Here is a 23,286-nt window from a genome sequence, read left to right on the forward strand (position 1 = left end):
TGGTCCGATTGAATCATGTCGTGTCTCTCCTTCGGCTCTGATTGACTCCGAGCGTAGCATGGCCGGCCGGCAGCGCCTATTGCAAAGTGAAGCATAAACTGCGATTTGGCCGCCAAACCGCCAAATGCCAGTAAATGTCCGATATCGCATGTTAGGCGCAGCGCAAAAAAACCGCGCCTGGCATGACCTGGCTGACGGCAGCACGGGGATTATTTTCAGGTAGGAAGATATACCCAAACATAGTAAAATGAACAGATACCAACTAGTGCAAGGCATACACAATGGAGAATAGCGAGGGGTCTGGATGGAGCTGATTTATGCTCATATCGGCAAATTTCGAAATTTTCGCAACCAATCGTTATCGTTCACGAACCGCTATCTCATTGACTTTGATCACAGAACGGGGTTTCTTGAAATCGAGGAACGCAGGAATCGGTTTAACCTGTTCCAGCACGAAGACAAGCTTACGGGATTGTCGGTGATCGTTGGCAAGAATGGCGCAGGCAAATCGAATATCCTGGATCTTCTCCATCAATCGATCTATCGGGAGTCGGAGAACCAATCTTATTTCCTCCTGTATCATTTGCGGGACAACCTGTTTCTGGCAGAGGGAGTCAACACATCATTGTTTAAGGCCAAATTTTCGGAGTACCCTTTCCAGAACAACACGTTCACGGTTCGCATCGAAATCCGCAATAAGCTACCTGTAAGCATCATTCCAATCGACAGCGATGATCAAGACGATGAAACAGGGGTACTCGCGGAAACAAAAAAAACGGTTATCTTGCAATATAAACGGGAGCTTGACTTCAACAATCGGTTCTTGCAGCCCGCCAGAAAAGAACGCAACTTAATGGAATTGGATAAATGGGACAACCCGATAAACTTATTCAACAGGAGCAGACTGTCGGGCGGCGTTTCCAATCAATTTCGTGCCATGCATCAATTTTTCAGAGAGCTTGGGCAGACCGAATATTTTGGGGCAGACGCTCGCCCCGAGGTTATGCTTCATCTGTCGGAGATAACGCAAACCGAAGCGGAAAGAACCTTCGTAGCGCCATCCATTCAAGCGATCGACAAAAAAACGAAACGAAAGTTATCCATTAAACAGCAATTTATTCTTCAAATGCTTTATCTATTAAATGTCTGCTATGCTTTCGAATTTATCGACAATACAGAGGAAGACTGGGAGAAGGTCCTCGTTGAGGAATACACGAACATCCCTGTCGACAAGAGCGGTGATGTCTTTGGCGATTATACCCGCTATTATTTGAAACTCTATCGCAAACTGGTCGAACAGATCGTAATCTTGTTGCGCTCCTACCCCGATTCCCGCAGCGATCATGATGATTTGAAACGTTATTTTGTTGACAGCGATTTTGGTACTATCTTTGGAGACTATTTGGAATTTATCTACGGGTCGCTAAACGCTATACCGGATTATTTTTTTCATAGCGAATGTGAAATGTATCTTTTCAGCAAAAGCTCCAAAACAATAGAGCAGGATCGGGACGGACACGGACATATCGCCTCGTTATGCGCGATTCTGGATCAATTCGAAGCCACTCCGTGCTTATGGATGGGCAATCTGTCCATTCAGGTTAAAAACCTGAGCGAAGGCGAGAAAAAAATCATTGATTTCATCAGCCGCTTCTATTGGGTCAATGAAGATCGGCAGTATAGCGGGATCATCCTGCTGCTCGATGAACCGGATCAATCCTTGCACCCCGAGTGGAGCAGAAGATTTTTGCATGACTTGCTCAAGCTCCTCCATTCATTGGAGTGGTTGGAGCACTATCAGATCATTCTCACCACCCACTCCCCATTCATGTTGTCCGATGTGAGCAAGGAGCATATCATCGCTTTGGAATCGGGCGAGGGTGGGATCAGCAGAGTGGTCGACTTAAGGAATCCTACATTTGCCAACCACATCCATACGATATTGTCCCAGGATTTTTTCATGAGCAGCACCGTAGGGGAATACGCCAAACAGAAGGTAAACGAGACGATTGCCTTTTTGAACCACAACAATCCGGAGGTTAGCGAGGAGAAGATAGCGTACCACGCAAACCTTATTCAACTGATTGGCGACGATCTGCTGAAGAGCAAGCTGGAAACGATAATGAGTCGTAAGAAGTGGACGAAACAAGCAAACCCGCGGCAAACCATCGAGCAGCAAATAAGGGATCTGCAGGAGCTGTTGAACATGTTGAAAGACGAGGATTCCCGGCATGATTCGAATCAATAACAGGGATTTGGACGCTTTGGCGAACCAGCATTGGAAGCATGTGGAGGAACATTTCCGCCATTATACAAACAAGGTGAAGTTTGGGGAAATTGCGGCGTTCTGCCGGCAGATCGAACCCGGATTTTCATTTGAAAATTTGATTAAGGCAAGGGCGGAAAAGCTGCAAGAACTGAAGGAAAACTATCCGGCTATCGTTCGGTTAAACAATTATCAATCATGCAGCGATAAGCTTCGCGCCGTGTATAACCACTCCTTCAGTCTGGCCGATAAAATGCTCGGTTCCAAGGGATACAATGCGATACAATTCGTTGAGCAGCTTGAAATAACCGTATGTCCTTATTGCAATCGCAATTACATCGATACCCGTTCCTATAAGAATGTGAAAAAAGCCGGCTGCCAGATCGACCACTTTTACGATAAATATACATTCCCGTTGTTCTCGTTGTGTTTCTATAATTTGATTCCCGTCTGCCCTTCATGCAACCACACCAAGCATACCAAACAGTTCTCTATTTCGCCTTATGACGAAACCATCGAAACAGACCTGGTGACGTTTGGCTGGGAGCCTCAAAATGGGGATTACCTGCAGTCGAAACGGGACATCAAGCTCACCTTTCAGTGCTGCAACGAGGAGATGGAGCAGCAGTTTGCCGAGCTTAAGCTTGAACTGCCTTACACGATGCACACGGATATTGCTTATGAGATTATAAAAAAGGTGCGCCTGTACGATCATTATAAAATGAGCGAGTATCAAGGCGATTATCCCGACTTGACCTGGAGCAAGGAGGAAACCGTACAAATTCTGTTCGGTTTATCGCCGGAAGCAACGGATCATCTCAAGCGGCCGCTATCCAAACTCACACGAGATATTCTGAGTATCGAAATGGATAAATGGCAGAAGTGATTGGACGTTCCATGTAACCTTCTGCCGCCCTACTGGCACCTTGCATATAGAATCTGCTGCAGAGGAGGTGCGAGCAGTGCAGATGTGGATCGAAAAAGCCCGACTGGGCGAACCGAACGCTTGGGAGCAGATCGTGCGCCATTTTGGCGGAATGGCTTTTTCCGTGGCGTATGCGAAGCTGGGCGACCGGCCGCTGGCGGAGGATGCGGTGCAGGAAGCGTTCGCGGCGGCTTACGCCGATCTGGGCAAGCTGCAACAGGCGGAAGCGTTCCCCGGATGGTTCAAGACCATTGTCGAACGACAATGCCATCGTCTTCTTCGCCGGAAGAAGCATGCGACGATCGCGTTGCATGATGCCAACATCACGGAAACCGAACCATACGATGTGGAGCGGATCGCGGAACGAAGGGAATGGTACCGAAAGCTTCATCAATCCGTAGAAGGATTATCCGGTCCATTAAAGCAGGCCGTCCACTTGTATTATTTTCAAGGCTATTCCATCAAGGAAGTATCCGGCTTTCTGAACGTCCCTCCTTCCGCGCTCAAGAAACGGCTGTTCGACGCCCGAACAAAGCTGCGATCCGCGCTGTTCGTTACCGACTCTGTATCCATGTTCAATGATATCGGCGAAGGAGGAGCATCGATGCTTCATATCGTAAACGGGGATCATGTCGGCGACAAGCTGAGGAAAGGAAACATTCGCGGCGATATTCTGGTCTGGAGGGAAGTGTACCCGGTAGGCCCGGTTTTTCTGGAAAGGGATGAGCCGGAGACATTCCGCAAGGACTATTTGGCGAGAACGTTTGGCATCCCGGCCGAAGAGTATGAGGCGGCATGCAAGTCGCAAGAGCAGGCGCTGCATCATTTTCACAAGTATGAGGAAGTGGTGTTGTGGTTCGAGCACGATCTGTTCGATCAGCTGATGCTGAGCCGGCTGCTGCACTGGTTCTCGGCGCAGCGGCTCGGCGATACCAAGCTCAGTCTGCTGTGTGTGGGCAGCTATCCGGGCATCGAATTGTTCAAAGGACTGGGGCAGCTGACACCGAAACAACTCGCGGGTTTGTCCGGCACATGGCGGCAGATCGGTCCGAAGGAACTCGAAACGGGCAAATCAATCTGGGAAGCCTACGCTTCTCCGGACATCGCGCGGCATGTGGAAATCACGCAGGAAGACACATCGGCCCTGCCTTATGCTCATGCGGCGCTTGAAGCGCACCTGGCTCGTCTCCCCTCCGCGATGAACGGTCTGGGGATCGTCGAGCAGACCACTCTGGAGCTCGTTCGGCATGGGGTGAATACGCCCCGGGCGTTGTTTGCGGAAATCGGGAATCGGATCAGCCTGCTCGGCATGGGAGATTTGGAATACTGGTATCGCCTGAGATGTATGTTGGAACAACCGCATGCGCTATTGGAAATGCAAGGAAGCTTTTCGTTGCCCGGCGATCCGGACCGATGCGTTGTTGCGTTAACGGAGCTTGGGAGGGAAGCCGCGGCGGGAGCAACGGACTGGGTAACGGTCAAAGGAATCGACGAGTGGTACGGCGGCTTACGGCTGCACGGCAATCCGACATGGCGCTGGGATGCCGCGAGCAAGCGGTTGGTTTATCGGGAATAGAGAGGACTAAACGGCATGCAATTTCAACCCGTGTATGAGAATGGCGAGTTATTTCTGCCGCAGATCGAATTGCCCATGGCCGCGAACCATTCGATTGGCATTATAACGGACCTGAAACGAAAGCAGCTTCTCATGAACCAGGTGGCGGATCATTCCCGGTATTATTTGTTTCGGGCCCAACAAGGCGAATATATGCGTTTGTCGGTGGAGGAGCTGATCGCGTTTCTGAACCGGGTAACGGAGCGGAACGAACAAGTCGCTTCGTTGCTGGACTATTTTGATTTAAAAGCCGAACGGAAAGTAAAAATCAAGGATCTCAGCGCATCGAAAAGAATGTATGTGACGTCGCTGCGCGTCTTTTTTGCGCATCAGCCTGCGCTGGTGCTGGAGGAGCCCTATTTTTACCTGGAAGAACAAGATCGTCGTCAATTTAAACGGATTCTGGATGACCTATCGCAAGAAAAGCAGCTTTTGATTTTAACCTCGAATTTGGAAGACGCCATTATTTCCTGCGATGCCATTTATCGTCTGAACGAGTTCGGCTTGCATCCACTGGATATTCGCGACCCGGAAGAGGAGCAGCCGGAAGGGCAGAAAGGGCAAGAAGCGCAAGAAGTGCAGGAACAAGATCAGGCCAATATCACCTTGCAGAAGATCGCTACGAAACGGAAGGATAAAGTGATTTTATTTAATCCGCCCGAAATCGATTATATCGAAAGCGTGGAAGGTTCGATCCTTGTTCATGTGGGTGGAGAACATTACGACTGTGCTTTGACGCTAACCGAGCTCGAGCAGCGATTGCTGAATTTCGGCTTCTTCCGGTGCCATCGTTCCTACATCGTGAATCTGCAAAAAGTAAGGGAGATCATCACCTGGACGAAAAATAGCTACAGCTTGCGATTGACGACAGGCAAAGACGCCGTAGTCCCGTTATCCCGCACCAAGCTGCAGGAATTAAAAGCGCTGCTAAACATTTGATTTTCGGGGAAAAGCCGCTCCAATCAAGTCCGTATCGGTACCGTTCAGGCGGAAATAGCTACATTTCGGCCGATTTTGATAGCCGGGAGCAGGTTATCTTTATATGCTTGAGGCATCCAGTCAAAGGATGTGGCGCCCATGGACGTAATCCAAGTAGAACGTATTCGCAAAAAATTTGGCAGCAACGACGCGTTGGCGGATGTATCGTTTTCGATTCCGAAAGGCGAAATTTTCGGCTTCCTCGGTCCGAGCGGTTCCGGAAAAACAACCTTGATCAAGATTTTAACGGCGCAATTGCAGCCGACGAGCGGTCAGGCAAACGTCTTTAACCAGCCGGCAGAAAGGATGCACCAGTCTGTCCAGAAGATGCGCTTCGGCATTTTGACGGATAATAGCGGCCTGTACGAACGATTGACGATAGAGGAAAACCTGGAGTTGTACCGCCAATTGTACGATCTTCCCGAGTCCGCAATCGACAAGGCGCTGCGATTCGTCAACCTGAGCGGCGAGCGCAAAAAGAAGGTTCAAGTCTTGTCGAAAGGGATGCGTCAACGTGCTCTGTTGGCATGCGCGATCATTCATGAGCCGGAATTGTTATTCCTGGATGAACCCACATCGGCGTTGGATCCCGTAAACTCGGCACAGATTTATAAAGGACTGCGCTACCTGAACGAAAAAGGGACCACGATTTTCCTGACCACGCATGATATGGCGGAGGCCGAGCTGTTGTGCAGCCGGGTAGCGATTCTGTATCGAGGGCAAATCCAAATCATCGGCTCGCCGAAGGAACTTAAAAAACAATATCGGGATAACGTCGTTTCGGTTGAATTGCGAAATGGGGAAACCTATGCGCTCCCGCTGGGAGAGGAAGCGGCGGATCGCATAGCCGACTGGATGAAACGGGGCTTGATCGATCGGTTGGAAACGAAAGAGCCGAGCCTGGGCGATATCTTCATTCAAATGACGGGAAGTGAGCTGGTATGAGCATCTCGTTAAAACGTATTCGGGCGATAGTTGTGAAGGATTACAAGGAGTTTTCCCGCAATTATTCGGTTTCCATCGTCGTGCTGTTTCCCCTGTTATTCGCCTTTCTTTCTCGAGGCTCCTCTCCTGCTTCGACTGAAATGGTAGGTATTTTGCTCAATTTTTCGTTTCCGATGTTGACGAGCCTGGTACAGGCCTGTTTGATTGCGGAAGAAAAGGAACGGAACACGTTGCGCTCCTTAATGATGACTCCGGCCACGACCATGGACGTGTTAATCGGGAAAAGCACGTTGGTTTTTATCATGTCGTCTGTTGTTCTGGCTATTGCTACTTCTATATTTGGCTATGAGCCGGCCAGTATAGGGGCATTTGCCGCAGCAATCATGCTTTCGATTGTGCTGTACACGGCAGCCGGAACGATCTGCGGTCTGTTTTCCAAAACACTGCTGGAAGCATCGTTATCCGTATTCCCTGTATTTATTGTATTCTCCATGGCTCCGTATGGAGCGATGCGAGCGAAAGACGTTCCGATTTTCAAAGTGCTGGACTATGCGCCAAGCAGTCAACTTGCGCATTTGCTGGATATACGTACAGGCTTTACGACGGGAGAGATAATAAAGCCCCTGCTCATTATTTTGGCGTGGACGGTTGGATTGACGATTGTGTCTGTGATGCTGTATCAACGGAGGTTAAAGGACGAGTAGCAACTGCTGATCGAACGAGCCGGCCGGAATCCGTTCGGATTACGATTTGAGAAACCGCAAGAGGATCGGCAGCATAACCTTGGCGCCGACCATGTGATTCTGGCCCGCCAGCTTCATAAATTCGGCGCCTGGCACGGCTTGCGCGAGCTTCATGGAAACATCGTGTATGCCGGCCGGGCTTTTTTCGCCCACGATGATTTGCGTTGGTACGGTAACTCGAGCAGCCCGTTCGAGCGGCGGCAGATCCTTCGTTAAGGCGATATCGTAGGCAAGAGTGGGCGCCAGCGCGACCATCGTTTTCCACCCCGGGAACAAGGGCAGCAGCCACACGAACATGCTTGGCATGCCGATGCCTTTCAGAAACGTTTTCATTGCCGCTTTGTTATTGCCTTCGTCGAGCTTTTGTTGCACCTGTTCGCTCAGCCTGCCGTAGGATGCGATTTCCTCCTCGTCGTGTACATAAGAAGGATCGTACATGACGACTTTGTTCACCTTGTCGCCGAGCCGCATGGCAGCTTCAAGCGCGAGTACGGCGCCCGAGGAGTGACCGTAAAGATTGGCTTTGCCGCCTGCCGCGTCAATCATGGCTTCAATATCTTCGACTTCCCGTTCTATCGCGTACGGCAGCTTGTTGCCGCTGTCGCCGCGCCCGCGTCGGTCGTAATGATAGACGGCGAATTCCTTGGCGAACGTCTTGGCATCGTTCAAGACCGGTTTAAAAGATCGGAAGCAGCTCGCTCCGGTAATGTAAATAAGGGCGGGACCGCTGCCATAAACATCATACGCTAACGTAGTGCCGTCCTTGGATAGTGTCGTTTTCATTTCGATTCTCCCCGGGTTCGATTGGCGATTCCATGATATAGACGAATCGGCAGCCGGGAAATCATCGGTCCACATTTGGTTAAAACGCGAACCTTGACTGTTGTCTTCCCCGATTGGGCTCGCGTTGGCGGGACAGGTTGCCAATCGATTCGCGCCATCCCCCCATCCGCCGACTAACACCTTGCAAGAAAGGCCATGTTTTATTGCCTATTTCGCCAAAAACGGGCCGTCCACACGAAATAGCTAGTGTTTTCACTGGCTATTTCGCTTGAAGTGCCTATTTGAAGGCGATCTAGGGCAAATAACCAGTGTTTTCACTGGCTATTGCAGGCGGGCCGGGTGATCTGGGGCAAATAGGCCATGTTTTATTGGCTATTTTGGTTGCCGAGCAATCAATCGGGCCACTCGGAGGGCGGTTCGCCAGGATCTGCTCCTTGCGGCAGCGCGCGAGTACGCTCGTTCACGAAGTAGCGAAGCGGGAGAAGCTTATCGCAGCATAAACCGCCCGCACAGCGGAAAAAGCTGCTGCGGGGCGGCCCTGTGCCTTGCGTTTAAATGCCAACGTCGCGCATGACGGCGCGGATGTAGGCAACGTCTTGCTGCGCGTACCATTCCCGGTCGCCGGGGCGCGGCGCTTCGATGCAGATCGGGCCGGCGTAGCCGACCGCTTTCAGGCGCTGCAGGAACTGGCGGTGGTTGATTTCACCTTCGGCCAGCGCCGTGGGAAAACGGGTGCCGCCGGGGAAGGCGATGGAGTTTTTCAAATGTACGTAATACAGCCGATCGCGGACAAGGTCGATCGTGTCTTCCAACGAATCGTGCGGCTCAAAATAAACCAGGTTGCCGTAGTCGAGATTGACGCCAACCGCCGGGCTGCCGATCGCTTCGATCAGCTTCAGCGTCGCCGCGGGCATATCGTGAAGATACAGCATGTGTGTTTCGAACGCAATCCGGAAGCCGCGCGACGAGACGGTCTCAGCGATTGCGCGGAAACCTTCGGCGGCCCAGCTCCAATGCTCCGGCCCGGCGGCGAATGAGCCGTGCAGCGCGTATTGATTCAGCGGAATGCTGCCGACCCGGTTGCGCAGGATGCCGCCAATGGCGTTGCATACGGTCAACGGGAACCGATCGGCGGCGAGCCGGTAAAAGTCGCACAGCCATTCCACTTCGGTCGCCCTTGCACCGGCGTCCGGGTTCATGAGGGAAATGCCGGGACCGCCAAACACGACTTGCTTCAGCCCCGATTGACGCACCGCCTGTTCGATCCGGTCCAGATACTGTTCGCTCGGCTCCTCCTGGCGCATGTTGCGGCAGCGGAACTCGATGCCGTCGAAACCCCAGTCGACGGCCTTGCGGCAAGCCTCGTCCAGCGATTGCCCTTGTTCGCAATAGTTGATATGCATGATGAGCGGTAGTGTCATGACGATTGCAAGCCTCCTAGTTATGGTGCCGCCCGACAGGTGCGGCGATTCAGTCGATCGATTGAATGACGGCCGCCAGCGTGTCGCCCATCTGGCAATGCCCGGCGCGATTCGGATGAACCCAGTCGCTGGGCCGCTCCACCAGTTTGGGGACGTATTTGCTCACCGATTCATTAACGACCGAAAACCCGTGCTCCGGATCGACGACCAGCAGCAGCGGGCAGATGCGAATGCCTTGCTCGCGCGCCTCGTCGTTGTCCCAGCGCCGCAGCATGGCGCGGGCGACCTGCTGCATATTGCGCCGATGCCGCGCTTCGGAGCGGTTGCAGCCTCCGCTTCGCCCCCAAGCATCTTGCCCGGCTCCCGTCAGCGGCAGATTAAGAATGATGCGGACTTCGGGATCGTGCCGCTTGACGCTGTCCACCAGCAACTGGATATGGTGCAGGAAGGAGTCCAGGCCGTCCTCCGCCCGCTCCAGCGGCATAAATTCGTTCGAGCCGAACAGAATCGAAACGATATCCGGCTGCGGTACGCCAAACCGCCGCAAATAGCGGCCAAAGTCGAATTCCCATTCCGGCTGCGGCTCCATCGCCCGCCATCGCTCGCCGTCCCATTCCCGCAGCGGGGCATCGCCCAGCTCCGGGTCGCAAGCGATGTCGCCGACATTCGGAGCGAGCGGATATCCGTCTTCGCCGAACGTGTACGGCAAGTTCGGGTCGCCCTGCTGCCGCGCCGCCAACTGGTACCCGTCATAAGCATATCCGGTCGGGTCGACGCTGACAATATGCTTCCAGAATGACGTATTGCCCCAATAGGTCGCTTCCGGCTTGCCGGCGGGGAACAGAAACGGCGAATCGCCGTCGCTTGCCGCTCCGGTACGGTGGTTGTACATCTCCGCCGTCCAGCCGCCGCGTCCTTCACGCTTGACCTCGCCGCCGTCGTAAGTGCGCGTCCCGACGGTGCGCACGTAATGCAGCGTCTGCCGGGCGTGGCCGATGTAGTCGCCGTTGCGGGTTATGCTGTCGCCGATGCCGAGCAGCTTCGTTTCCTCTTTGTCCTCCAGCGGCACGATGACGATCTGCGTCGTTTTCTCCGCCACGAGCGCGAACCGGCGGTCGAATACCTGCAGCCGCAGCGGAAATTCCCCTGCCGCGGCCGCGCCCGCGTCGAACGGCTGCGCGGCATTGCCTGGCTCCAGCCGCCAAAAATCGCGAAACTGCCTGCCGTAGGCGCAAATGATATTGACGTGCTCGTCCGGCGCCAGGTCGATCACGGCATTGCGGTAGTACAGATTGAACTGTTCGATCCGCTCCCCGTCCCCTGCCAGCATGAACAACCGTTCCGGCAGCACGATGCGGTCCTCCATTTCGCTCAAGCTCCTTTCATGCCATAATCGGTTTCATCTTGACACATGAGGAGTAAAAAAGGAATTGCAAATCCGGACAAAAGTTGCAATTTCGTTCTTTTTCGCCGGAATGCGTAATTTGCATCGCGTGAACTCTTGACATGAGGAGGGGTCCGGTTGTCGAAGCGTTACGGCCGCTCCATGGCGAACACGTTGCCGAGCGTCGCGTAGTTATCGCCCGCCAGTCGGCTGACCGGCGCAAGCATTCGCTCGTCGATCCGGCCGCGATCCAGCAGCGCTTCATCGACATGGAACAGTACGACCCGGGCAATGAGCAAATCGCAGCTCGCCCCGTTTCCGCTGCCGCCCAGTTCGAACGCATGTTCCAGCACGCATTCCATGCGAATTTTCGCTTCGCGAATGCCGGGCACGCCGACCGCCATGCCGGCGACCGGCGTCAGCCCGGCGAACGCGACTTCGCTTTCGTCCGGCGGCAAACCCGCCGCCGTTCGATTGGCCGCCGCGACGTTCGACTCGTCGACGACGTGAATGACCAGCTCGCGCCGGGCGAGCGCGTTGCGCGCCGTATCTTTGCGTCGGCCGCCCGCCGTCCGCTGCACCGACACGGACAGCAGCGGCGGCGCGCTCGCCACAACGGAGAAGAAGCTGAACGGCGCCGCGTTCAGCACGCCGTCCGCCGACAGCGTGGTCACCAGCGCGATCGGCCGCGGCACGACGCTGCCGATCAGCAGCTTGTAGTTGTCCCGGTCGGCTTGCATTTTCGGATCGATGGCGATCATAGGGCAAGCTTGCTCCGGAACCAGGCCGCCGCCGCGTCGGCTTCGGTCGCGGTCAACTGATGGCCGCGCTGCTCCCAATGTACGGCGACGTCGGCTCCCGCGCCGGCGAGCAGCGTTTCCAGCTCGGCCGTTTCGGCCGGCGGGCAGATCGGATCGTTCGTCCCGGCGCCGATGAACACCGGCGTTCCCGTCAAATCGGGCAGCGTCAGGCCGCGCTGCGGCACCATCGGGTGATGCAGAATCGCCCCCCGGAACGCGTCCTTGTAACGAAACAGCATGCTTCCCGCGATGTTGGCGCCGTTGGAGTAGCCGACGGCAACGAAGCGGCTTCGGTCAGCCCCGTACCTTGCAGCGGCATCGTTCAGAAAATCGTACGTTTCTTCGGTGCGGAACGCCAGATCCTCGAGATCGAACACCCCCTCCGCCAGCCGGCGGAAAAAGCGCGGCATGCCGTTTTCCAGCACGTTCCCCCGCACGCTCAAAACCGACGCCCCCGGCGAAAGTCGTTTCGCCAGCGGAATCAAATCTCGTTCTGTCCCGCCGGTCCCGTGAAAGAGGACCAGCGTAGGAGCGGACGGGTCCGCTCCTTGTTCCCAGATGTGCCTCATGGCCGTTTCCCCTCCAATTCCCTGACTTCGATCGGCAGCAAATTCGCTTCGATCTGCGCGCGTTTCGGCTCGTACCAGGCGGGCAGCATCAGTTTCCTGCCCAGCGCGTCAATCGCTTCGTCATTGGCGAAGCCGGGCGGATCGGTAGCGATTTCGAACAAAATGCCGCCGCCTTCGCGGAAGTAGATCGCATGGAAATATTGGCGGTCGATGATTTGCGTCGGATGGTTGCCGGACTCGGCGACCGTTTGCTGCCAAAGCGCGTGCTCTTCGAAATCTTTGGCCCGCCAGGCGATATGGTGCACCGTGCCCGCTCCTCCGTCGCCGCGCGGCATGTCGGCTGTTGGCACATCGATCAGGTTGCCGATATCGCCGAAGGCGCGGAATCGCGTGTAGCCGGCCTCTTCGCCGATTTTGGTCAGCCCGAGCACCTGCTGCAGCACATCAGCCGTACGTGCCGCATTCGTGCTGAACAGAATGGCGCCGCCGAAGCCTTTGATCGCTTTGTCCGCAGGGATTCCGCCGAACGACCAAACGCTGTTCGCCCCCGCTTCCCGTTCGACCAGTTCCAGCCGCAAGCCTTCATTATCTTCGAATTGCAAATATTGTTCGCCGAACCGGCTCGTTTGCTCCGTCTTGATGCCGAACCCGGCCAACCGCTCCGCCCAAAAGGCAAGCGCTCCTTCAGGCACGACATACGTTGTGACGCCTACTTGCCCGCCGCCGACCCGGCCTTTGCGCGACCCCGGCCATGGAAAAAACGTAATGATCGTACCCGGACTGCCCGTCTGGTCGCCAAAGTACAGATGGTACACTTCCGGGGCGTCGAAGTTGATCGTTTTTTTCACGAGCCGCAAGCCGAGCACGCCGGCGTAAAAATCGACGTTATCCTGCGGATTTCTCGCGAATGCGGTGATATGATGAATCCCTGCCGTTTGCAAAGTCATATGAATCGCTCCTTTGGATGGTTTTATTTGATAATATCTCAAATTTGAGATATTGGGCCTGACGGGACGAAGCTTGTTGCGAGATGTTGTCTGTGGCTCTACTTTTTGCTGCTGCGCTTGCCTACCCTTTTCCTCTCACCCGAGCGTCCACTTTGCCCGCCTCCTTTTACAATTTATATTTGATTTAATTATCTTAAATTAAAGATATATGATAACGAGCGGTTTGTCAAGCGTCTCCTTACGAGGACGACTTCGTTCCCGCTTCGTTCCGTAATTTGCGCCCGATCTGCCGCTTATATGCGCGATTGGCGCGTCCACTCCCGTACCGTGCCGTTGTCGTAACCGACGATGACGCGGCTTGCCAACCCGACGAACAGTCCGTTCTCCACGACGCCCGGAATGTGATTCAACTGCGCCGCGAGCCGCTCCGGGTCGGCGATTGCGCCGAATGCGCAGTCGGCCACATAGTTGCCGTTGTCGGTGCGAAACGGTACACCTCCTTGCCAACGCAGCTCCGGCCGGCAGCCCAGTGCGTCCAACTGCCTCATTGTCGCTTCGTTGCCGAACGGAACGATTTCGACCGGCAGCGGAAAAGCGCCCAGCCGCTTCACCAGCTTGCCCGCATCCACGATTACGATCATGCGCTCGCTGGCCGCCGCAACAATTTTTTCCCGCAGCAAGGCTCCGCCGCCGCCTTTGATCAGCCGCAGCTCGGGGTCGACTTCATCCGCGCCATCAATCGTCAGGTCCAGGCTCCCATCCAATTCCGCAAACGCCACGAGCGGAATTCCTTCCGCCGCGGCCAGCCGTTCCGACGCAAGCGACGTCGCAATCGCCCGAATGCGAAGCCCGCCGCGCACCAGCGCGCCGATGCGGCGAATCGCATATGTGGCGGTTGTGCCCGTCCCAAGCCCGATCGTCATGCCGTCCTCGACCAGTTGCACGGCACGTTCTGCCGCCAGCTGCTTCGCCTCCATCGCCGCCCCATCCTTTCGTCTGACGCCGGACCCGCCGGATTTTTTCTCGGCCGCTATACGCCGGTGCCAAGTTTCTTCAACAACTCGGTCGCCGCCTGCTTCTCTTCCGTGCTGAGCCCGTGCACGATGCTGTGAATAACCTCCGCATGCTCCGGGAAAATGCGCCCGAACAACGCGTCCCCTTCCGCCGTCGCCTCGACGTTGATGATCCGCCTGTCTTCGCCGCTCGGCACGCGCTTCAGCAGCCCTTTCTGCTCCAGCTTGTCGATGTTGTACGTCATGCCGCCGCTTGTCGCCAGCAGCTTCTCCCCGATCTGCTGGATCGGGATGCTGCGCTTCGTCGACACCACTTCGAGAATCATGAACTCCGAAGCGGACAAGCCGTATTGCTTCATATCCTTGGTCGCCTTGTCCATCAGCGTCTTGTACGCCTTCGACAGCACCACGAACAGCTTCAGCGAAACTTGCCGCTCGTGGTCCAGTTCGCTCCTGCCTGTCATCGCTCCATCAGCTCCATGAAACCGTGTTCGCCTCTTACTCGACCAGCATGCGGTCGACCGATTTACCGAGCATCTTGCCGATGAACCCCGGCATGAACCGGCTCATGAACCGAAGCTGACTGCTCTGGCCCGGCAAAATGTCGTACCTGTCCCGCTGCATCCCTTTCACCGCTGCGGCTACCATATCCTCCACTTTCATCGCCCTGGAGCCTTTCATGCTTTCGGCCTCGAAGGAGTCGAGCAGCGGCGTTTCCGTCAGCGGAGGAGCGAGTTCGAACACTTTGACGCGGGTGTTCTTGAGCTGGAAGCGCAGCGACTGCGTGTAGGAGTGTACGCCGGCCTTGGCAGCGCAATAAACGGGCGTGATCGGCAGCGGGACGAAGGCGAGTCCGGAGGAAACGTTTACAATTGCGGCGGCGGCCTGCTGCTTCAGGTGGGGAAGAAACTGTCCGACCATCCGGATCGTGCCGCTCAAATTGGTGTCGATTTCCCGGGTCAACGCTTGCGGATCGCTTTCGTTGTGGAGATTGATGCCGAGCATGATGCCGGCGTTGTTAACCAGGACATTCAAGTGCGGAAATTGTGCGGTTGCCTGCTCGTACAGCTCGCGAATGGCCGCCGGGTCGCTGACGTCGCTTTGGATCGTATGCAGCTGCGGCAGCTTCTTCTTGGCGGCGTCGAGCTTGGCCCGGTCGCGGCCGGTGACGATCACCGTATTTCCGAGCCGGAGCAGCTGCGCGGCAAGCTCGAAGCCGATGCCCGACGCGCCGCCGGTGATGAGGATGGTGTTGCCGGTCATGTTCATCGCGTGACGACTCCTTTTCCTGACGCTATTCTCTCCATATTATGCAACAAGGGCCGGGTAAAGAAAAGCTTGCAAAAAAGCGAGGCTTGCCTGCCGGTTGCCGCGAAAATAGGCCATAAAAAATGGCCTATTGGCTGCTTTTTATCCGGTTGGTGGAAAATAGCCAGCGAAAACACTGGTTATTGTGACCAAACCGCGCCCAAACCGACCTTTTCAGCAAAATAGCCAGTGATTTCACTGGTTATTTTGTTGCATGCATCCATTTATGAGGGAATAGCCAATGAAACATGGCTTATTTTTTCGAAGATGCTCTCCAGCCGGGTCCGCGCGACCGATTCGAACCAGATTCTCCTCCCCCCGCCGAAAACCAAACAAGATCGCCTGATTCCCGTCCGGATCGGTCGAATCGGTCAAAAGAGAAAGGCAGTCTAGTTTCTGCGACGCTGGCGTAACGAAGACGAGTTGCGATATAGGCGACGAACGCGATTGGTAACGTGCCGTAAATGCAATCCGAGGTGATATTGTGATGTAGGCGGATGGTGCGAGGTAGACGAATGACGTGAGGTAGACGAATGACGTGAGGTAGACGAATGACGTGAGGTAGACGAATGACGTGAGGTAGACGAATGACGTGAGGTAGACGAATGATGCGATCTCTGCGAGTAGTGCGATGCAGGCAAGCGATGCGAGGACTGCAATATGCACAAGTTTTTCCATTTGCAGCCCTGCCGTGGCGGCGGAGGCGGGAGCGCGCGTATGCAAGATGCGCCTCGGCCCCCACTCCCGCCGGCCAGCCTACCGGCCGCCCGCGCTCCGCACGCGCAGCGTTTCCCCGGCCCGAATCGAGGCCGGCTCGGCAAACAGCAGCGTGCGCCCTTCGAGCCGGCAACCCGGACGCGCGCCGGCCAACTCGGCCGACCACTCGCAAGCCGGGCTCACGCCCGCAGCATCGGCCGACGCGGAGTCGGCCGCCGTCTGCCCCCACACGTTCGACTCGATGCCGCCGAGCCGAATCGCGCCGTACTGCACGTCGATTCGCAGCCCGTCCCCATCCGTCTGCCACTCTCCCCAGGCGCCGCCGCAGCACCAAAACATGCGGCAGCTGTGCCGGCTCCCGTTCGGCGCAATCGTCATGACGCCGCGCCCGGCGTCGTAACGAAAGCCGCCGAACGCATGCAGCAGCGCGTACGAAGACATCGCCCGCGCGTAGTGGTTGCCGAATTCGCATTCGGCCCACGGGTTGCGCTTCTCGCCGTCGTACCGGTCGCGTACGGCCCGCACGACGGAGAGCGCTTCGTCGATCCGTCCCTCATAAACCAAATGGCTCGCCAACTGGTATTCAAGACCGGTCCAGCACTCGGAATGATACGGAATCGGCCGCTCCGGCTTCCGTCCCTCTTCCCACCTGCACAACGCGACGCCCCACTCGTCGTCCAGCGCATACACGCGCCAGGCGTTGACGAGGTCGCCCGCGCGGACGAAGTTGCGCTCGTAAACGGCGTCCAACGCGCTGCGCACGTGGTCCCGGTCGAGCAAATAACCTAGCCCCAGCATGTGCGCGTACCACTGACCGACGACCTGATCGACGTAACAGCCGTCGCCGAAAGCAAAAAACCGTTTCCCCGGAAACCGCTCCCCATACCCCTCGCTGCGTTCGACGTAAAACGCGCCGTTGAACAGCCGCTCGTCCACGTAGCGTCCCCCGTTCGCCGCCATCCGCTCGTACGCCTCCGCCTCGCCTTCGCCGTCGCCGACGATGCGGACGATCATCGCGGCGCAGCGGAGCGCCAGCAAGTATTGGCTCGTGAGCGCAGGATTCGGCCCGACCATCTCCTTGTCGAGCGTGTTGTGCTGCGCGCCTGTCAGCACACCCGAGCGGTCCGGGTCCCAGCGGTCGGCATTGTCCGCCGACCAGGCGTAAGCGAGCGAATGCCGCACGAGCGGCCAAATCTCCTGCAGCCACTCCAGATCGCCGGTCAGCAAGTAGTGCTTATAGACGCGCGACACAAACGTCAGTTGCCCGTCGGTGGCGGCGTAATACTCGTCCCACTTGCGCGCCGCCGCATCGTCGCGGCCGAGCGGGAGCATGAGGCGGAAACGCATTTTGCCGCCGGGCTGCAGGTTGTAGCGGTAGTTCAGCTCGATCATCGAACGGTCCAGCGCGGGAAACAACCACGGCAGCGACTGGGCGTAATTCCACACGTGCGTGCAGGAGCCTTCGCAGGCTCCCTCCGTACAATGCGAACCTTCGAAGCCGTAAAAGGAACCGTCCTCAAGCCGCAGGCAAGTGGTCGATTTCAAAGTGGCGAGGTTGGCCGAAACGGCCTCCAATACGCTGTCAGGCACCGTCGAAGCGAACAGACTGTCGCGAAACCGTTTCGTGTCGCCATACAGCCGGGGCAAATGGGCGAACACGTAAGCGGCGGCAGCGACGGAGTCGGCGTACTGGCTCGCATAGTATGTCCTCCACTTGTTCCGCAACGGATCCGGCATGCCGTCTTCGGCGAGGATCGGGTTCCAATACTGCACGAAGTTCGGGAAGCTCCAGGCGATGCAGAAGCTGAACGCCGTCTCCTCTCCGGGCTGCAGCGTGCGGTGTGCGCACAGCGCCCCCGTGCTGCGGATGTGCAGCAGCGGATTGATGTCGGTATGCGTATGCGGCTCGTCGTACGTTCGGTCGGTCAACCGCCCCGGAGTCGTAAACTCGTCCCAGAACTGCTCCAACGGATTTTCGAACCTATCCGTACGTTTCCAGCACGTCTGCCAACTGACGTCCGGCTGATCGGTCGCCACGGTCACGTCACCATACTCCGACGCGTCTCCGGCGTAAGCTTGCGACGAGAAGCGGATGCCGGTCAAACCGGGCCCGCGCACTAGCTCATTGACCGCCTGCACCTGATGCGGATTGGCGATGCAAGCGGCAAGGCCGATATCCAGCGCCGCAGCGGAAACGTTCCGAACGCGGTAACGGAAAATGGCGCACGGAATCGACGAATCGCGATCATTAAGCGGGATGAACGGATTAAATGCTTCGAGCGTCACCGCCAGCAAGTCCGAATCGTCCTCGAACGCCACCTCGGCGATCGGGAACGTGCCGGTAAACGCGGTCCGGCGAAAATGCGGCATCGCCGGCGCGTTCTCGCGATTCGAACCGTGGCCGACGTAATAGGAAGGCGCCCCCTTGTTCGCGGCGTTGTACGAACCGAGCCAGTCGCCCTGCAGCAGACGGGCCAGCACCGGCCGGCCGCCCCGCTCCGCCTTGATCGCGAAGAAGGAAGCCGCGTTCGTGCTGCCGTTCTTGTTCGGACGGTTAAAAATTTCCCAATCGATCAGCATGCCGTTGCCGGCCAGACCAATGCTGCCGGTGCCGATGCCGCCGAGCGGGAACGAAATTTCCTTCGTCTTTGCGCCGCGATATTCGAACTTCTTGTCCATGGCGTGCAGCCGGTCCGCAGCGTGCGGTCCCTTGATCATCGCGCCGCGTCCCCTTCCAGGCCGAGTCGCTCGTCCGTTACGTATTTGCCGAGCAGGTAGTATTTGCGGTCCGGGTACCACAGCACTCGCCGGCCCTTGTAGTCCGTCATGCTCGGATACGTCGCGATTTCCGCGGTGCCCTTCGGCCCGATCGGCACGCCATCCGTGTCGAGCAATTGCTTCGGCTCGCCGAATACGAGCGGCTGGCGCGCCGCCGGATCGAACGTGCCAACCGCAAGAAACGCCGGTCGCCGGTTGTGCAGCACGTCGCCCGGCCCGTAGTTGCCGAGACGGCCGTCGTTGTTGTGGAACACGAGCACGTAACGACCGCCGCCCAGCGCGTACAGCGGGCAGGAAGCGATCGGCTGCTTGATCGGCTCGCCGCCGTCCCGGTAGCGCAGCACGTCCGGCTTCGTCCACGTATCGCCGTCGTCGGCGGAAACGCTGTACCAGATATGGCCGGTGAACGTGCGCATCGCGCTGAACAGCCGGCCGTCCGGCAGCAGCACGACGCTCGGCTCCTGGGCGACGGACAGCGACGGCATCCCGGGATACGCGACCTCGAGGCCGTCGTTGTCCTTCGGCAGCCAGGTCAGGCGCAGCTCGCGCGGATCCGGCCCTTCGTCGATATTGTCGAAACGGACGAACAACGCGCGCGACTCCTTGCTGTACCAGCCGGGCGGCGGCTCGGCCGCGACCAGCGGGCTCGCCCACTGCGTACAGCCGGCGATCCAACGGCCGCGTGCGTCGCGAACCGGTTTCTGCCACACGATCCAGTTGCGCGGATACGCCGGGTCCGGATGGTCATACCGATTGCGCGGCATCGGAACGATACCGCCGTCCGTCCAGGTGTGCCCGTCGTTGTCGGAATAGACGCAGCCCATCGCGCCGCACGTCTGCGTATCGAAGTCGTACAAACCGATATCCTTGGTGTAAAAAATATAGATGCGGCCCTGCGCCGATACGACCGGGAAGCCCCAGCTCGCCTGGTTGCCCCGCTGTCCCCGCAGGGAACCGGCGACATACGCCGGCTCCGTCCAGTTCACATTGTCGCCGCTGCGCGCCACGACGAGATGATTGTCGCCGCTGCCCTCAACGGAGCTCTGCGTCCACAGCGCGAGCAAATCGCCGCCCGGCGTTTCGAATACGAGGAAATGTTCGTTGTCGCCCGTATATTCGTCTTCGCGCGGAATGAACACCACGATGTCGGGACCGCTTCGCCGCCACTCTTCCATTGCCATGTCCTTTTTTCGATCCGGCATCGTACCCGCCCCTCCCTATCTCACTTCAACGTTGTCGAACGCGGCTTTGATCCTGTACCCGTACACCCCGATCATGCCGGCCGCAAGCGAGCCGTCCGTCGCTTGCGCTTGCAGCACGCCGTTCACATAGCCTTTCAGGCTCGTGCCGCCCGCTTCGAGCTTCAGCGTATATTCCGTGCCCGCGGTAATGGCGGATGCGGCGCCGGCGGCAAGAACCGTCGTCGCGCCGCCCACCGTTTTGCTCAAAATCCAGGCGCCGGTAAACCCGCTGTAATAAAACGTATATTTGTTGTTCATATCCGTATAGCGGGCATACACGCCAAACGCCTTGTCGCCGGTGTAAAACACGGCCGGCTTCGCCACGACTTGCACGGTGTAGTCCGTCCAATCGGCCCCGCCCGTCACCGCCTTGCGGTTCGTGCCGCTCGAATCGTCGACCTGGTAGCGCTTGCTGCCGTCCGTGATGACGCTGAAGCTCGCATCGGCGTTCCAGCCGTCGGCAACGCCGTCCTCGAAATCGTCGATGAACGGCCGCCGCTCCGCCACGTTGTCGAACGACGCCTTGATTTTGAACCCGTATACGCCGATTTTCCCAGCCGTCAGCGCGCTGTCCGTCGCCTGCGCCTGCAGCACGCCGTTCACGTAGCCTTTGAGGCTCGTGCCGTCAACGACCAGCTTCACGTTATATTCCGTCCCCGCAGCGATCGTATAGGCGGAGCCCGTGGCAAGAATCGTATTCGTGCCGCCCGCCGTCTTGCTCAAAATCCAGGCGCCGCTGTAGCCGCTGTAATAGAACGCGTATTTGTTGTTCGCGTCGGCATAACGGGCGTACACGCCGAACGCCTTATCGGCCGCGTAGAACGTTGTCGGCTTGACCGTCGCCTGCACCGCATAATTCGTCCAGGCCGCATCGCCGGCAACGGACTTGTTGTTGGTGCCGTTCGGATTGTCAACCTGGTACCGCTTGCTGCCGTCCGTAATCACGCTGTAGCCCGCATCGGCCGTCCAGCCGTCGGCGACGCCGTCCTCGAAGTTGTCCGCAAACACGTATTCGACCGCCGCCGGCGTCTTGCGCACGAACTTGACGGCGTCGGCTCTGACGGTTTTGCCGTCGCCGGTACCCGCATCGACTTTGACATAGCCGCCGGTTCCTGCCGCCAGAGCGGCCGTCGCGATTTTCTGCCAATGGTTGGACGGAGTCGTTTGATCGACCGTAACCGAAGTATTCGTTCCCGCGCTGTCATGGACGACATAACGAGCCTGAGCCGTACTGCTCGGATCGCCGGCAAATTTCCACACATAAATGTCGTAATCGCCCGCGAGCGCAATCGTCGGCGTAAAAGTCGCATATTGCGCTGCGCTTTGCGAGTGGTTCCAGCGCGAGGTGCCGCCATAAGCGCCGCCGATGGCGGAGTCCGCCCACGAAGCGCCGGTTTCCGCATAGCCCGCCCCGCCGTTGTCGACGATCACTTCGTCATTTACGATCACGTTCGTCATGGCCAGGGAGTGCTTGCCTTGATCGTTCGTAATGCCGAGCCCGATCGCATAGGTGCCGCCCGCCTTGTACAGCGTCGTGGTCGGCGTCACGTCCAACGTCAGCGTAACGGTCTGACCGGGGGCGAAGCTTGGGATCAGCCTGTCTTCGGCCCGGATCGCGGTCAGGTCATAACCCAGGTTGTCAACAAAACCGATCGGCCACAGGTGCACATTGGTGAACGTTGTTGCCGACGTATTGGTCGCTTTCAGCGTGACGGTTTGCGTTACGCCGTGCGCCATTTCCGCAGGAGCGACGACTTCCGCCTTGATCCGGTTGGCGACCTTGGCGCCGTCGTAATTGCCGCTCTCCAGCTTGCCGCTCATCGTGCCGTAATCGTACATCTCGTCGGAGAAGACGACGCGGTCGCCGAGCCCCTTCGGCTGATTGCCGACCACCCGACTGCCGCTTGCGTCGCGCAGCTCGATCAAATGATGATCGTCGAAGGTGGATGAATTCTCGAACGCGCTGAACACGGTCCAGCGGCCTTGCGAGCGCACTTTGCCCACCAGCTCCGGGTGCCGGCTCGAATGCTCCGTCATCCAGATATGCTTCATCGTTCCCGCCGATTCCAGCATGGCCCGCATCCCGCTCAGGCTGCCGGCATAGCCGTGATAGGAGGCGCCGTCCGCATAATCCATCGCGCCGTCGGCCGCCAGCGCCGGCAGCATTTTGTCGCTGGCAGGCGCCAGCACCTGTGCATCGGGGTCAATCGCCTTGGCTGTCTGGTAAAAGTGTTTCATGTATTGCCCGATCGTTTTGTAGCCGCCGACGATGTTGCCCTGGCCGTTGGTGTCGGCTTCGTTGATGATTTCGTACGCCTTGACCTTGCCCTTCAGTTTGGTGACGAGCGCGCTCGCCATGTCGCGGTAATCCTGCCAGTCGTTCGGCGGAAATTCCCAATGCGGATGATTCGTATCGAACGGCTGCGGACCCGGGTACGGATCGCCGAGCCCGTTCGGATTGCCGGGATTGGACAACCCGCCGTGCGGACCGTCGGCGATGTTGTTGATTTTGCCGGGATGCGCCCAGTCGGGCGTTCCCTGCAGCACCAGCATCGAATCGATGCCGTAATACTGCAGGTTGTCGACCATATCGCTCAATTGGTTGAGCGAAGCCGTGTAGTCGGCATTGCCCCCGCCCACCGTTACGCCCGGATTCGTATTGTTGATATTGAAGCGAAAATCGGTCCGCGAAGCGAGATCCTGCCAGTTGATCCATTCCCGGTTCATGTTGAAGCCGGAAACGGCCATCAGCTTGTGCGCCGTATCCATAACCGATTCCGACACAAAGTCGCCCGTCCGCACGTACTGGGCCTGAAAGCCGTTCTGCTCGGTCATGATATATTGCGGCCCGGC

18 protein-coding genes are annotated in these 23,286 nt (G+C 57.4%); 6 read left to right on the forward strand and 12 right to left on the reverse strand.

All coding sequences use genetic code 11. The annotated features are described in order from the left end of the window. Nucleotides 1–304 precede the first annotated feature (304 nt). The 6 genes from EXY20_RS04130 (at nt 305) to EXY20_RS04155 (ending at nt 7,433) form a co-directional block, all read left to right on the forward strand. On the forward strand, nt 305–2,248 hold the full coding sequence (locus EXY20_RS04130; RefSeq protein WP_135547967.1) for an AAA family ATPase: 1,944 nt from the start codon (nt 305–307) through the stop codon (nt 2,246–2,248). Beyond that, a complete protein-coding gene (locus EXY20_RS04135; protein WP_135547969.1) occupies nt 2,232–3,152 on the forward strand; it encodes a hypothetical protein in 921 nt (306 codons plus the stop codon). The genes EXY20_RS04130 and EXY20_RS04135 overlap by 17 nt, the downstream gene beginning before the upstream one ends. Nucleotides 3,153–3,228: 76 nt before the next feature. Next, entirely contained in the window at nt 3,229–4,767 is a 1,539-nt protein-coding gene (locus EXY20_RS04140; RefSeq protein ID WP_135547971.1) for a sigma-70 family RNA polymerase sigma factor, read from the forward strand. 192 nt (nt 4,768–4,959) lie between these two features. Beyond that, nucleotides 4,960–5,745: a LytTR family transcriptional regulator DNA-binding domain-containing protein gene (locus EXY20_RS04145; RefSeq protein ID WP_235885345.1), complete on the forward strand. Its 786-nt coding sequence runs from the start codon at nt 4,960–4,962 to the stop codon at nt 5,743–5,745. Nucleotides 5,746–5,883: 138 nt separating this feature from the next. Further along, nucleotides 5,884–6,729, forward strand: coding sequence for an ABC transporter ATP-binding protein (locus EXY20_RS04150; protein ID WP_135547975.1), 846 nt, complete (start codon nt 5,884–5,886; stop codon nt 6,727–6,729). After that, nucleotides 6,726–7,433 carry an ABC transporter permease gene (locus EXY20_RS04155; RefSeq protein WP_135547977.1) on the forward strand — a complete coding sequence of 236 codons (708 nt, stop codon included), beginning with the start codon at nt 6,726–6,728 and terminating at the stop codon, nt 7,431–7,433. Before EXY20_RS04150 ends, EXY20_RS04155 begins: the two co-directional genes overlap by 4 nt. Before the next feature lie 39 nt (nt 7,434–7,472). Here the strand turns inward: EXY20_RS04155 and EXY20_RS04160 are convergent, their stop codons facing one another. The 12 genes from EXY20_RS04160 to EXY20_RS04215 all read right to left on the reverse strand — a co-directional run bounded on the left by EXY20_RS04160 (nt 7,473) and on the right by EXY20_RS04215 (nt 23,268). Then, entirely contained in the window at nt 7,473–8,255 is a 783-nt protein-coding gene (locus tag EXY20_RS04160; RefSeq protein ID WP_135547979.1) for an alpha/beta fold hydrolase, read from the reverse strand. 551 nt (nt 8,256–8,806) lie between these two features. Then, nucleotides 8,807–9,676, reverse strand: a complete 870-nt coding sequence (locus tag EXY20_RS04165) for a sugar phosphate isomerase/epimerase family protein (RefSeq protein ID WP_135547981.1) — start codon at nt 9,674–9,676, stop codon at nt 8,807–8,809. A 49-nt stretch (nt 9,677–9,725) separates the two neighbouring features. Further along, a complete protein-coding gene (locus EXY20_RS04170; protein ID WP_135547984.1) occupies nt 9,726–11,042 on the reverse strand; it encodes an SGNH/GDSL hydrolase family protein in 1,317 nt (438 codons plus the stop codon). Between the two features lie 167 nt (nt 11,043–11,209). Next, nucleotides 11,210–11,821, reverse strand: coding sequence for a flavin reductase family protein (locus EXY20_RS04175; RefSeq protein WP_135547986.1), 612 nt, complete (start codon nt 11,819–11,821; stop codon nt 11,210–11,212). Continuing rightward, complete coding sequence (locus tag EXY20_RS04180) at nt 11,818–12,429, reverse strand: alpha/beta hydrolase (RefSeq protein WP_135547988.1); 612 nt, start codon at nt 12,427–12,429, stop codon at nt 11,818–11,820. The genes EXY20_RS04175 and EXY20_RS04180 overlap by 4 nt, the downstream gene beginning before the upstream one ends. Continuing rightward, entirely contained in the window at nt 12,426–13,376 is a 951-nt protein-coding gene (locus EXY20_RS04185) for a ring-cleaving dioxygenase (RefSeq protein ID WP_135547990.1), read from the reverse strand. Before EXY20_RS04185 ends, EXY20_RS04180 begins: the two co-directional genes overlap by 4 nt. 293 nt (nt 13,377–13,669) lie before the next feature. After that, nucleotides 13,670–14,353, reverse strand: coding sequence for a ribose-5-phosphate isomerase RpiA (gene rpiA / locus EXY20_RS04190; RefSeq protein ID WP_135547992.1), 684 nt, complete (start codon nt 14,351–14,353; stop codon nt 13,670–13,672). Nucleotides 14,354–14,406: 53 nt separating this feature from the next. Continuing rightward, nucleotides 14,407–14,853 (reverse strand): MarR family winged helix-turn-helix transcriptional regulator, encoded by a 447-nt coding sequence (locus tag EXY20_RS04195; protein ID WP_135547994.1) that lies wholly within the window; start codon nt 14,851–14,853, stop codon nt 14,407–14,409. Between the two features lie 34 nt (nt 14,854–14,887). Continuing rightward, the gene (locus EXY20_RS04200; RefSeq protein WP_135547996.1) at nt 14,888–15,658 is read right to left on the reverse strand and encodes an SDR family oxidoreductase; all 771 of its coding nucleotides are present in this window, start codon (nt 15,656–15,658) and stop codon (nt 14,888–14,890) included. Nucleotides 15,659–16,453: 795 nt separating this feature from the next. Continuing rightward, nucleotides 16,454–19,132 (reverse strand): GH116 family glycosyl-hydrolase, encoded by a 2,679-nt coding sequence (locus EXY20_RS04205; RefSeq protein WP_135547998.1) that lies wholly within the window; start codon nt 19,130–19,132, stop codon nt 16,454–16,456. Next, complete coding sequence (locus tag EXY20_RS04210) at nt 19,129–20,394, reverse strand: sialidase family protein (RefSeq protein WP_135548000.1); 1,266 nt, start codon at nt 20,392–20,394, stop codon at nt 19,129–19,131. The genes EXY20_RS04205 and EXY20_RS04210 overlap by 4 nt, the downstream gene beginning before the upstream one ends. Before the next feature lie 15 nt (nt 20,395–20,409). Then, a complete protein-coding gene (locus EXY20_RS04215; RefSeq protein ID WP_135548002.1) occupies nt 20,410–23,268 on the reverse strand; it encodes a golvesin C-terminal-like domain-containing protein in 2,859 nt (952 codons plus the stop codon). Nucleotides 23,269–23,286 lie beyond the last annotated feature (18 nt).

It is taken from the genome of Paenibacillus cymbidii, from assembly GCF_004764705.1.
In the GTDB taxonomy this organism is placed as follows: domain Bacteria; phylum Bacillota; class Bacilli; order Paenibacillales; family NBRC-103111; genus Paenibacillus_AN; species Paenibacillus_AN cymbidii.